The organism is Bacteroides sp. BFG-637 (assembly GCF_024793605.1).
In the GTDB taxonomy this organism is placed as follows: Bacteria; Bacteroidota; Bacteroidia; order Bacteroidales; family Bacteroidaceae; genus Bacteroides; species Bacteroides vicugnae.
Genome location: NZ_JANUPD010000002.1, coordinates 5,478,335 through 5,490,384 on the forward strand (window position 1 = coordinate 5,478,335; position 12,050 = coordinate 5,490,384).

The 12,050-nt window shown below is 41.5% G+C and carries 9 protein-coding genes and 3 pseudogenes; 6 read left to right on the plus strand and 6 right to left on the minus strand.

From position 1 onward, the window contains the following. Window positions 1-221: 221 nt before the first annotated feature. Together NXX38_RS21530 and NXX38_RS21535 are read left to right on the plus strand one after the other, a co-directional pair. Window positions 222-1,286 carry a LacI family DNA-binding transcriptional regulator gene (locus NXX38_RS21530; RefSeq protein ID WP_004308063.1) on the plus strand — a complete coding sequence of 355 codons (1,065 nt, stop codon included), beginning with the start codon at window positions 222-224 and terminating at the stop codon, window positions 1,284-1,286. A 30-nt stretch (window positions 1,287-1,316) separates the two neighbouring features. Continuing rightward, window positions 1,317-2,807 carry a UxaA family hydrolase gene (locus NXX38_RS21535; protein ID WP_148367613.1) on the plus strand — a complete coding sequence of 497 codons (1,491 nt, stop codon included), beginning with the start codon at window positions 1,317-1,319 and terminating at the stop codon, window positions 2,805-2,807. Between the two features lie 117 nt (window positions 2,808-2,924). Here the strand turns inward: NXX38_RS21535 and NXX38_RS21540 are convergent, their stop codons facing one another. The 4 genes and pseudogenes from NXX38_RS21540 to NXX38_RS21555 all read right to left on the minus strand — a co-directional run bounded on the left by NXX38_RS21540 (window position 2,925) and on the right by NXX38_RS21555 (window position 7,353). Continuing rightward, window positions 2,925-4,529 (minus strand): MFS transporter, encoded by a 1,605-nt coding sequence (locus NXX38_RS21540; RefSeq protein WP_234133653.1) that lies wholly within the window; start codon window positions 4,527-4,529, stop codon window positions 2,925-2,927. Beyond that, a pseudogene (locus tag NXX38_RS21545) lies at window positions 4,526-5,597 on the minus strand (HlyD family secretion protein). The gene NXX38_RS21540 and the pseudogene NXX38_RS21545 overlap by 4 nt, the downstream one beginning before the upstream one ends. A 14-nt stretch (window positions 5,598-5,611) precedes the next feature. Beyond that, window positions 5,612-6,932: pseudogene (locus tag NXX38_RS21550) on the minus strand (TolC family protein). Next, entirely contained in the window at window positions 6,913-7,353 is a 441-nt protein-coding gene (locus tag NXX38_RS21555) for a MarR family winged helix-turn-helix transcriptional regulator (RefSeq protein WP_258981084.1), read from the minus strand. The pseudogene NXX38_RS21550 and the gene NXX38_RS21555 overlap by 20 nt, the downstream one beginning before the upstream one ends. A gap of 253 nt (window positions 7,354-7,606) precedes the next feature. Between NXX38_RS21555 and NXX38_RS21560 the strand changes: the two genes are divergently transcribed. Genes NXX38_RS21560 through creD form a run of 3 tightly spaced genes read left to right on the plus strand, consistent with a single transcriptional unit; the run spans window position 7,607 to window position 9,882 of the window. Beyond that, entirely contained in the window at window positions 7,607-8,206 is a 600-nt protein-coding gene (locus NXX38_RS21560) for a hypothetical protein (RefSeq protein ID WP_167511907.1), read from the plus strand. After that, a complete protein-coding gene (locus tag NXX38_RS21565) occupies window positions 8,207-8,503 on the plus strand; it encodes a transcriptional regulator (protein ID WP_258981086.1) in 297 nt (98 codons plus the stop codon). 26 nt (window positions 8,504-8,529) lie between these two features. After that, window positions 8,530-9,882 (plus strand): cell envelope integrity protein CreD, encoded by a 1,353-nt coding sequence (gene creD, locus NXX38_RS21570; RefSeq protein WP_148367608.1) that lies wholly within the window; start codon window positions 8,530-8,532, stop codon window positions 9,880-9,882. Between the two features lie 453 nt (window positions 9,883-10,335). Here the strand turns inward: creD and NXX38_RS21575 are convergent. Together NXX38_RS21575 and NXX38_RS21580 are read right to left on the minus strand one after the other, a co-directional pair. Continuing rightward, window positions 10,336-10,780 (minus strand): annotated as a pseudogene (locus NXX38_RS21575) (GNAT family N-acetyltransferase). A gap of 49 nt (window positions 10,781-10,829) precedes the next feature. Beyond that, window positions 10,830-11,186 carry a helix-turn-helix domain-containing protein gene (locus tag NXX38_RS21580; protein WP_148367606.1) on the minus strand — a complete coding sequence of 119 codons (357 nt, stop codon included), beginning with the start codon at window positions 11,184-11,186 and terminating at the stop codon, window positions 10,830-10,832. Between the two features lie 166 nt (window positions 11,187-11,352). On the opposite strand from NXX38_RS21580, the gene NXX38_RS21585 reads away from it, so the two are divergent. Further along, complete coding sequence (locus tag NXX38_RS21585) at window positions 11,353-11,880, plus strand: DJ-1/PfpI family protein (RefSeq protein WP_258981090.1); 528 nt, start codon at window positions 11,353-11,355, stop codon at window positions 11,878-11,880. The last annotated feature ends 170 nt before the right edge of the window (window positions 11,881-12,050 follow it).

Consider the following 12,050-nt stretch of genomic DNA (forward strand, 5'->3'; position numbering starts at 1 on the left):
TTATGAACTTTCAATTTATCATTTCAGCCCTATTTTAGGGGTTAACACACTGACTACATGAGCATTAATCTATAAAACAACCAACATCACATACCTTTCGTGTGCGGGCACAAAGATACAACAATTTTCGTAATTACAAAAATTGTTATATATTTGTATCGAAAATATTAAGATTATTATTGTGTGCGAGCACAAAAACCTATATAAATAAAGGTTATCGTATGAATAAATTGCCCGAAAGGATCAGAATCAAAGACATCGCCCGTCTAGCAGATGTATCAGTGGGAACAGTAGACCGCGTTATTCACGGACGTAGTGGAGTATCAGAGGCCAGTAAAAAACGCGTAGAAGAAATTCTGAAGCAGCTTGACTACCAGCCCAATATGTACGCCAGCGCTCTGGCTTCCAACAAGAAATATACGTTTATCTGCCTTCTGCCGGAACATCTGGAAGGCGAATACTGGACGGCTGTAGAAATCGGTATTCACGAAGCGATTGCAACCTATTCGGATTTCAATACTTCGGTGAAAATCAACTATTACGATCCATACGATTATCATTCATTCGTCAACGCCAGCGAAGCCATCCTGGCCCTGCAGCCGGACGGAGTGATGGTAGCTCCTACCGCTCCGCAATATACGAAAGGATTCACCGATCAGTTGCAGGCACTAGATATACCTTATATATATATAGATTCCAACATTAAAGAGGTTCCTCCCCTCGCCTTCTTTGGTCAGAATTCACGTCAAAGCGGATATTTCGCTGCTCGAATGATGATGTTACTGGCACGGGAGGAAAAGGAAATTGTGATTTTCCGTAAAATACATGAAGGAATTGTAGGATCCAATCAGCAGGAGAACAGAGAAATCGGTTTTAGGCAGTACATGAAAGAACATCATCCGTCTTGTACTATACTGGAACTTGACTTGCATGCCGAACGCAACGACGAGGACAACGAGATGCTGGACGAATTCTTCCGTACCTATCCGATGGTTAAGAATGGAATCACTTTCAACTCTAAAGCCTACATCGTTGGTGAGTACCTGCAAAGCCGTGGAAAGAAAGACTTCAATCTGATAGGATATGACCTTCTGGAACGGAATGTCACCTGCCTGAAAGAAGGAAGTATCTCCTTCCTCATCGCCCAGCAGCCGGAACTGCAAGGAGCCAATGGCATCAAAGCTCTATGCGATCACCTTATTTTCAAGAAAGAAGTGACTCGTATCAACTATATGCCCATTGATCTGTTAACAGTAGAGACAATAGACTATTACCATAGCAAATAACAACAAAGTACAACTTTACAAGTACATTACATGGAAACAAAGTATTTAAGAATTAATCCTGCCGACAACGTTGCCGTTGCCATTGTTAACCTCCCGGCAGGAGAGCATCTTTCTATAGATGGCATTGAGATTACATTGAACGAGGATATTCCTGCCGGACATAAATTCGCACTAAAGAATTTTGCGGAAGGTGAAAATGTAATCAAGTACGGTTACCCGATCGGACATGCACGAATGGCAAAGAAACAGGGGGACTGGATGAACGAAACGAACATCAAAACCAACCTTGCCGGATTGTTGGACTACACGTACAACCCGATTCAGGTTTCTTTGGATATTCCTCATAAAGATCTTACTTTCAAAGGTTACCGTCGCAAAAACGGTGATGTAGGTGTAAGAAACGAGATATGGATTATCCCGACTGTAGGTTGCGTAAACGGTATCATCGGACAACTGGCCGAGGGACTGCGTCGCGAAACCGAAGGTAAGGGAGTGGATGCCATTGTCGCTTTCCCACACAACTACGGTTGCTCGCAACTTGGTGACGACCATGAGAATACGAAAAAGATTCTTCGTGACATGGTGCTTCATCCCAATGCAGGCGCTGTATTGGTAGTAGGCTTGGGATGTGAGAATAACCAGCCGGATGTATTCCGTGAATTCCTGGGCGAATTTGATGAAGACCGCGTCAAATTCATGGTTACCCAAAAGGTAGGCGACGAATATGAAGAAGGAATGGAAATCCTGCGTGATTTGTATGCAAAAGCCTCTAAAGACGAACGCACCGATGTGCCTTTGTCCGAACTTCGTGTGGGATTGAAGTGCGGTGGTTCTGACGGTTTTTCCGGCATTACGGCAAACCCATTGTTGGGTATGTTCTCCGATTTCCTGATTGCACAGGGAGGCACAAGCGTATTGACTGAAGTTCCGGAAATGTTCGGCGCAGAAACGATCCTGATGAACCGTTGTAAAAACGAAGAACTGTTTGAACAGACTGTCCATCTGATTAATGACTTCAAAGAATACTTCCTGTCACACGGAGAGCCTGTAGGTGAAAATCCCTCTCCGGGCAACAAAGCCGGTGGTATCTCTACTCTGGAAGAAAAAGCACTGGGATGTACCCAAAAATGTGGAAAGAGTTATGTATCCGGCGTAATGCCTTACGGCGAACGTTTACAGAAAAAAGGACTCAACCTGCTTTCTGCTCCGGGCAATGACCTGGTTGCAGCCACTACTCTTGCAGCAAGTGGATGCCACATGGTACTTTTCACCACCGGACGCGGTACTCCTTTCGGCACTTTTGTTCCGACCATGAAGATTTCCACCAATTCAACCTTGGCTAAAAACAAACCGGGATGGATTGACTTCAACGCCGGTGTGATCGTAGAAAACGAACCGATGGAAAAGACTTGTGAACGCTTCATTGACTATATCATCAAAGTGGCAAGCGGTGAATTCGTAAACAACGAGAAGAAAGGCTATCGCGAAATTGCTATCTTTAAAACAGGGGTAACCTTGTAAACAGGTCGCTATCTGATACAACAAATATATCGAAGATAAAAGATACATTGTTAAAACAATAGAGTTGCTATCCCGTTCAACTTATCATTGAGTGAAGGATAGCAACTCTTTTTTTTGTTATACCATATCATCGCCTGTTTTCTTAAACGTAACGCGGATTGTTTTATGGAAAGGAATAAAACGGGAAATCACAGCTATGACAACAGATATCACCAACAGATAACCCAAAATCTCTTTCAATGCCAGCAACAGGCTTTGTTGTTGCAGGGTATTATATAAAGAGTTGGTTGCCAACTGCGCAGCCTCATCATACGGATGCCCCTGTGTCATCGCACTGTTCAGCGACTGGCTATAGCGTGCTGACGACAATGGATCAGCAGCGGTTATAGTCTCCGACAACGAATACATATATTTTTGTTGCAGCCGGTACAGTACATTACTATAAAAAGAAGTTGCCATGATAGGTGCCAACACGGAACGGAAAATAATCAGGAAGAAAGCATTCGACAACAAGTATTTCGGATTCAAGTCTTCCACGGCAAACAGGGCAAAAGCAATAATCAAAGTCAACATACCCAAACCGCGAAAGAAGATAGGCAGGTAGAGCATCTCATACGTACTATCCGGAGAAATGCCAAAATACAAAATGGCAAAGAAAATCACAAAGCAACTCATTCCTCCCGCTATCAGAAAACGAAAACGCCACCGTTGCCAGCGAAACCACCAAAAACAGATAAAGGCACCGACTACATATCCCGGAAGCAAATAAATATAAAGAGAATAGGTATGCGTAGTATCTACTTTCAGAATAACAGTTAGATAGTTAGTCAGCAAAGTGGTCGATGTACTGAAAAACATCACGAGCATCATATAAAAATAACCCACAATCGCTTTGGGCTGGAATAAAGGAGCCAGACTTACATAAGGATTCTCCGAATGGCTCTGATACCAGATGAACAGTGCAATCAGCATAGGTGCTATTACAATATAAATACATATCTTGCCGGAAGCCATCCAATCGAGCACTTTTCCATAATTGATAACGTACATCAACATCAGCAACCCGGCTGAAATAACAAACATCTCACGGATATGCAGATCAGACCATGCGACAACTTTGTTGGGACGGTTGTGCCGGAAACAGATGATAACAAACAGAATGGAAATCAAGATCAATACCATCATAAAGTAGTACATATACTTCCAGTTATAATGATACGCCAGTAAAGCCGTTACCAGCATCGAAACTTGTCCCCCACCGTAAACCAACGGATAAAAATAAGAATAGAACTCGCTACGCACATTCTTCGGACTGAAAATCTTCTGGGCATAACGAATAAACCACAACATGAGAAACCCTTTCAGGAAACCGACAGCAAAACTACAGACAATCAAAATATCCGCGTTTTGCGTACGTGCACAAACCCAACTCAAGAAGAATTGCAGTACTAAATCAATCAATAACAGAGATTTCACGGAAAAGGCTGCCAACACCTTAGGAATAATCGGGTATGCGATAGCCATACCCGCCGAAGCAGCGTAATACCCCATCGTAATATCTTCCGAATTAGTACCCAGCGTGTTCGACACTTCCAACATACTGCCTGTATACGAGCCATTGAGCATAGTGACCGGAAGAATCACGATGAAAATGCTGATAAGCCCAAGCCAATCGGGCACCCATTGACGAACAGGTGCCTCCAATTCCTTCATGGTAATCATTTGCGTAAAGCTTCTGTTTCCACCATCATCCCGGCTCTCAACTGTGCCATTTCTTCCGGAGAAACATCTTCCAAGTCGATACGCACGGGAATTCGCTGCTGCACCTTTACAAAATTGCCGGCCGAATTATCTGTAGGAACCAGGGAATATTTAGACCCGGTTGCCTCGGAAATCGCAGTGACTTCCCCGTGAAAAATCTTTCCGGGCACTGCATCTACTTTAATACGCACCTGCTGGCCAATATGAATATTAGTAATCTGCGTTTCTTTATAATTAGCGGTAATCCATTTATCCTTGTTGCGCACCAGATAAGAAATAGTCTGTCCGGTCTGCACATATTGACCGGATTCAAGCGTACGCCTGCCCATATATCCATCATAAGGGGCAGTGAGAACCGTATAAGACAGATTCAGCTTAGCCAAATCCAGGTCTGCTTCTTTACGCAAAATGGCAGCCTCTGTACCGGTTGTTTTCTTACTTGTCTCCGCATATTGTGATAATGCCGCCTGTCTCTGTGCAACCAATGCCTGATAACGTGCCTTTGCTGCCTCATAAGCAGCTTTCGCTTGCTCATACTGCTGTTCCGGAACAGATTCTTCTTTCAACAAACGTCCAAAACGATGATAATCCTGTTCCAATTGCCAGAGTTTCGCTTTTGCTTCAGCAATGTTGGCATCCTGCACGGCAATATTCGTATGGGAAGTTTCAATACCCGAATGAAGTACATCCTGCGAGCCATGTGCATCCAACAATGCAGCTTCCGCTTCCTTTACCTTAATCTGATATTCACGATTGTCAAGCACCAGCAGAGTATCTCCCTGATGGACATATTGATGTTCCTTAAAACGAACCTCCTTGATATAACCCGAAGCCCGGACATTCAAAGGAGCTACATATTGATCTACAAAAGCATCATTAGTCACTTCGTAATTCACATAACGCCAGAAGTAATTAGCAGTCCACCAAAGTCCGGAGACAGCCAAACAGACACATACTAAATTTAAAACGATATTACGAACTCTTACTTTTTTTCAGTTTCCTCTGTTTTTCTTTCCATTCAATTGCCATATCTGTTCTGTTTATTAAAGACGTCCACTAGCCTTCTGAAGTTGATAATAAGTATAAATCACACGAGTGCGTGCAGTGACCAGCTGCAATTCCACATTCAAACGGACGGAATTCGCATCAAGCAAATCAGTCAGGATAGCCAGTTGATTCAAATAACGATTCTGCATAATACGGTAATTCTCTTCCGCTTGCCGGACAGACAGTTTTAGAGCCTCTACCCTCTGCAATGCTTCCCTGTGGCGTAGAAATGCCGAACGTACATCCATGCGGATTCCCTGCATTTTCTGTTCTTCTTCATTCTTCCGCAAAGACACCATCAGTTTGCTCTCTTTTACTTTATGATTGTTCTTGTACAGTGAAGATAAAGGATAGGAAACCGATACGCCCACATTCCAGTTATTGTTATACATATCCGCCAATGTACGTGAAACGGGACGTGCCAATGTATTCGATGCATATAGTGACACACTGGGAAGAGAAAAGGATTGGGCAGAACGGATTTCATTCCTTGCCAATTCTGTCTGTGCGCGAAGCAGCCTCATCGCCGGATCATTCTCATACGCCTGAACAATATAGTCATCATAGGATTGCAAAGCAACTGCCTGATAGAGAATGGTTGTATCCGGTTGTAATAACAAGTTCTCATCCTGCCCCAACAAGATATTGAGTTGCTGTGATACAAGCGCAATGCTATTTTCCACTTCCTCCAAAGACAGGCGGTCATTAGTCAACTGCATTTCGCTCCGTAATACATCATTATTGGTTATCAGCCCCTCTTTTTTCATCCGTCGGATATCGCGTAACCGGAGTTCCGACTCCTCAATATTCCGCATCAATATTTCATGCTGCTTGAATAGACTAAACAGGTTCATATACTGATTGAGTAACCGTAACTTTATTTCTGCCTCATCAGTTAACGTTTGTAGTTCGGCAACTTGTTTTTCTATATCCGCCTTATGAATAGCACTTCGGATTTTACCACCCTGATAGAGAGGTTGTGCCAGATCAATCGCATAATTTTGTGACCAGTCCGGTGCTTCCGGATATGAAGGATCGGATAATCCCCGTTCCCAAACAACAGGCTGCCCTACAAATCCCCCTTTCAGCCCGATCTGCAGTTCCGGTAACTGCGCAGACCGTGCGGTCCGTATCCGCTCCTGTGCCATGGATTCTTTCATTACATCCGCCTGAAGTTGCAGACTATGCCGTACTCCCCCGTCCAAAAAGCTGATCGATAGTGAGAAACAAAGAATCTGTTTGTGCATTTATGGATTGAGTAGCCAAAAACAGGCAAGATAAAACAGCCCCATACTTCTTATACATTTTCAAGTACATCGTATACACTCTTTAATTCAGACAACATAGTCTCAATGCTTTCTATACCAATAATCTTTTCTGCGTATACATAGACCTGATCGAGAATCGGACGAATCTGTTCTTTAAATTCTTCCCCTTCGGGGGTCAGGAACACCAGTTTATTACGACGGTCGGTAGGATCTTCTCTCCGGTAAACATACCCTTTCTTTTCCAGATTATTCATCAAATTGGTGAGACATGCCTTATCTTTTGCTATGCGTTCCGCCAATATCTGCTGACTAATTCCCTGCTCATGCCATAAGCTACTCAATACCTGAAGCATCTCAAACGTAATACCCGCATTATTTTTTCTCAATGTCCGTTGCATAGACCGGCGGAAAGCCATACGGGTACGAACAATCTGCAACATGAGTTCTCTAAACTCTGCTCCTTCTCTCATTTTCTATACTCTTTTTACTTGTTTCGTTTCGGCGGCAAAGTTAGGTATTTCCCCTGAATTAGTCAAACGTTTGACTAATTTCATTTTCAAACTATCTTTATATAATTCCCGATTATCCGTTCATTTATCCATTAAACAACTATATATTAACGTTTTATCATACCATTCAAATCTTTATCATCAAAATATTCAGGCAAAAAGTTTGTTCATCTGAAATCTTTTATCTTACTTTGCATTACAAAGTACTTTTTATATGAATAAAGATAAAGCATTAGAATCGGTAAATGAGATAAAAGAGTTGATGGAAAAGTCCTCCAAGTTTATCTCTCTCAGTGGTCTCGCTGCAATCATGGCGGGCATTTACGCATTAGCTGGCGCATACATCGCCACACAAGTTATTACACCGGGCACACATTTAATTGTTGCTCTCGAACTGATGGCTATCATAGCCTCGCTCGTATTGGTAGCAGCTGCGGTCACCGCCTGCATCCTGTCCTATTATAAATCCAAGAAGACAGGACAGAAATTTTTCAGCCGCCTCACTTACCGGGCATTGTGGAACTTTTCTCTTCCGATGCTGACCGGAGGTGTTTTATGTATTTCCATCATAATGCATGAGTATTATGACATCCTGGCCTCCGTCATGCTTTTATTTTACGGACTGGCACTGGTCAACGTATCCAAGTTTACTTACTCCAGCATCGTATGGTTAGGATATGCTTTCATTTGCCTGGGCGTCGCAGATTGTTTTTGGGAAGGTCATTCACTGCTGTTCTGGACCATCGGTTTCGGCGGTTTCCATATTCTTTATGGCATATTGTTCTATTTACACTACGAAAGAAAGAGATCATAAATGATAGAAGCATTCCAATATATTAATAAAGCATTCGAAAGCAAGGTCCGGCTCGGTATCATGGCTGTTCTGATGGTAAATGAGGAAGCTGACTTCAATTTTCTGAAAGAGCAGCTCTCTCTGACAGACGGTAATCTTGCCAGCCACACCCGTGCCCTGGAAGAACTGGGATATATCATATGCAACAAAAGTTTTGTCGGACGAAAGCCACGAACTGTTTTTCAAGCAACCCCGCAAGGCAGAGAAGCTTTCAAATCTCATATTGAAGCCTTAGAGAAATTTCTAAAATCAAAATAAATAATTCATCAAAACACTACTGACTTATGGACGGTTTCAATGAAAATTCAAATGAGCAACAGGCGCAGCAACCTATGGGATGTCTCCACCGTTTCTCCAAAACAATCAAGGTTGTCATCATCGGATTATTAATTCTTCTCCTGATGATACCGATGTTCATGATTGAAAATCTTATTTCCGAACGGGGACGAACCCAGGAAGAAGCTATCGACGAGGTAAGTGAAAAATGGAGTCTGGCACAGACCATTACAGGCCCCTACCTGAATCTCCAGTATCCGGTCGTCACTGAAAATAAGGACGAGAAGAAGGTTTCTATGAAAGACCTGATACTTTTTCCCGACGAGCTTATGGTCAGCGGGCAACTAAAGACTGAAATTCTGAAAAGAAGTATCTACGAGGTCAATGTATATCAATCGGAACTGACACTGAAAGGCTCATTCAGTTCGGAAGAACTGCAGAAGAGCAGAATAGATATGGAACAGTTGCAGTTTGACAGGGCAGCTATTTGTCTGAATCTGACCGATATGCGGGGTATCAGCGAACAAATCAGCATCACTCTGGGAGATTCTGTTTATATATTCGAACCGGGTATGGACAACAGAGGAATAGATAACACCGGAGTTCATGCGATCGCAAACTTATCGGAGTTGAAACAGAATAAAAAACTGCCTTATGAAATAAAAATCAAACTGAAAGGTTCGCAGTCACTCAACTTTATTCCATTGGGTAAAACAACCCGTGTAGATCTGAAAGCCAACTGGAATACGCCTAGCTTCACCGGTAACTATCTGCCCAATAACCGCAACATTACGGAGAAAGAATTCTCCGCACAATGGCAGGTTTTAAATTTGAACCGGAATTACTCACAGGTGATGGTTGACTACAACCACTCGAACATCAAGGACATTGAGAACTCCAGTTTCGGTGTTAACTTCAAAATCCCGGTGGAACAGTATCAACAGTCCATGCGTTCTGCAAAATATGCAATCCTGATTATCTTACTGACTTTCGGAGTGATTTTCTTCACCGAAATTATGAATAAGACCCGTATTCATGCCTTGCAGTATTTATTGGTAGGACTGGCACTCTGTCTATTTTACAGTTTGCTCCTCTCCTTCTCCGAACACATCGGATTCAACCCTGCCTATTTATTATCTTCTGCACTGACCATCACACTGGTAGGCGGATATATGTTCGGAATCACCAGAAAAAAGAAACCGTCATTAATCATGTCCGGATTGTTGGCTATACTCTATATTTATATATTTGTTCTTATTCAGCTAGAGACTTTCGCATTATTGGCAGGCAGCTTAGGACTGTTTATTATACTGGCAATAGTGATGTATTTCTCAAAGAAAATAGACTGGTTCAATGAATAACCGGCTTTTCTTCAGAAACACTTGACAAACGTTTTTTTATTTTGTATCTTTGAGAAAACAAAATCTATAAACGACATGAATATAATAAGAAAAATAGATACATAACAAGCTTTCAAGCTGATCTAATTTAGGATTAGCAAAGATATATCATAGGGCAATGATTTGACGATCATTGCCCTATTTTGTTTATATTTATACACTTTTCTTTTTGTATAATCTTCCCAAACGCCCAAAATAGTTTTTAATAAACTCTGATACCGTTTATAATAAACTACCCAAAAGTTTATTATAAACAGAAATCGCGTTTATTAAGAATGTCTTCTTCAAATGTAAAAATAGAGAAATGCACTTTCATACAATAAAAGGATATAAATAGCCTGTTTGCTCATGCAGTAACATAAACGAACAAAACTCTTTATTTCATCCAAATGATTGAGTTTCCATCACTACACGCTAAAAAGTTTTCTTCAAATAAATCATATCCACCAGTTGCTCGCCATCCTCATAGATCAGATGGTCATAGTTGTCAGTAAAAAAAATTCTTTATCCGGTGAGAAACAGTGAAACCACAGTGTTCATAGAAAGATCTGGAAGAAGGCACATCGCCTGTACCCACCAACATTTCAGAACACTTTCCCCGATAATATTCAAATAAGAATTCGATTAAACGTTTTCCGTACCCCTGCCGTTGAAAGAAAGGAACGGTAGCAATATTCTTGATTTCATAAATACCTTCCCCTTCACGAGTCACTACACAAAGAGCTTTCAATCCGTTATCATAAAGAACAAACATATCGCCGCGCTCCAAATACCGGTCAATCATACTTTCTTGTTCATCAGCCAGAAGTAATAAATCGAGGAATTCTTTTTTATCCGAAGCTACTAACTTTATCTCCATATTTTAAAATATTGAATTCTACCTTATTCATTTCTACCATTGTCATTTATTAATGCTGCTGATTCATTTGCCTATGATCCAAAATGGTATCCATATTCTCCAAGGCCCATCCTACCAGCCCTTCAATATGAGGGATCAAAGTGCCACCCGTATCTGTCAGGCAATACTCCACACGGGGAGGCACTTCGGCGTACACTTTCCGTTCCACCAATCCGTCTGATTCTAAAGTACGTAGGGTAACGGTCAACATTCTTTGAGAAACATCTTCTATCGTTTTATGAATATCACTAAAACGCATCGTGCCATTGGCATTCAACGTAATAAGTACCAGCATCGACCACTTGTCTCCCAAGCGGCTAAGCACATCTCTTACCGGACAATTTCCTGTCGGATGAAAGTTTTTCATTCTTTAACGTTTTGTATTTTATTGAAATTCAGCAATAGTTACCTTCATGTAACTTCCTTATTTTCAAGTACGTTCTTGCATTTTTCAAACAAGAAAGATACATTTGCATCACAAAAGTAATAAACTTACTAATAATAACTATTGTTTCATTTAAATAATTATGATTATGGCAAAGAAAGTTGCAGTTTTAGCAGTGAATCCGGTAAATGGTTGTGGACTATTCCAATATTTGGAAGCATTTTTCGAAAATGGTATTTCATATAAAGTATTTGCCGTATCGAATACGAAGGATATTAAAACAAATTCGGGAATCAGCCTGACAGTAGATGACGTGATCGCTAATTTGAAAGGACACGAAGATGAATTCGATGCACTCGTTTTCTCATGTGGCGACGCAGTGCCTGTATTTCAGCAGAATGCCGATAAGCCCTATAATGTAGATTTGATGCAAGTCATTAAAACTTTCGGAGATAAAGGGAAAATGATGATCGGACATTGCGCCGGTGCAATGATGTTTGACTTTACAGGTATAACCAAAGGGAAAAAACTAGCAGTTCACCCATTAGCCAAACCAGCCATTCAAAACGGAACAGCTACTGATGAGAAATCAGAGATAGATGGTAACTTTTTCACTGCTCAAGATGAAAACACCATTTGGACAATGATGCCGCAGGTAATCGAAGCACTAAAATAATGTTCGCAGCGCAGATATGAAACAATAAATATAAACATTATTATATCAATCTACGCATCTAAAGATGAAAAAGCACGTTCCTTTAAAAGGAATGGTGTGTTTCTCGGTGTGCAACGGGTCGTTCCTTTAAAAGGAACGACCCGTTGCACACCGAGAAACACACATTTATT

Excerpts from the sequence above, each read along its gene's own strand:
- NXX38_RS21530 (WP_004308063.1), top strand. The coding sequence starts at position 222 with ATGAATAAATTGCCCGAAAGGATCAGAATCAAAGACATCGCCCGTCTA.
- NXX38_RS21535 (WP_148367613.1), top strand. The coding sequence starts at position 1,317 with ATGGAAACAAAGTATTTAAGAATTAATCCTGCCGACAACGTTGCCGTT.
- NXX38_RS21540 (WP_234133653.1), bottom strand. The coding sequence starts at position 4,529 with ATGATTACCATGAAGGAATTGGAGGCACCTGTTCGTCAATGGGTGCCC.
- NXX38_RS21555 (WP_258981084.1), bottom strand. The coding sequence starts at position 7,353 with ATGAGAGAAGGAGCAGAGTTTAGAGAACTCATGTTGCAGATTGTTCGT.
- NXX38_RS21560 (WP_167511907.1), top strand. The coding sequence starts at position 7,607 with ATGAATAAAGATAAAGCATTAGAATCGGTAAATGAGATAAAAGAGTTG.
- NXX38_RS21565 (WP_258981086.1), top strand. The coding sequence starts at position 8,207 with ATGATAGAAGCATTCCAATATATTAATAAAGCATTCGAAAGCAAGGTC.
- creD (WP_148367608.1), top strand. The coding sequence starts at position 8,530 with ATGGACGGTTTCAATGAAAATTCAAATGAGCAACAGGCGCAGCAACCT.
- NXX38_RS21580 (WP_148367606.1), bottom strand. The coding sequence starts at position 11,186 with ATGAAAAACTTTCATCCGACAGGAAATTGTCCGGTAAGAGATGTGCTT.
- NXX38_RS21585 (WP_258981090.1), top strand. The coding sequence starts at position 11,353 with ATGGCAAAGAAAGTTGCAGTTTTAGCAGTGAATCCGGTAAATGGTTGT.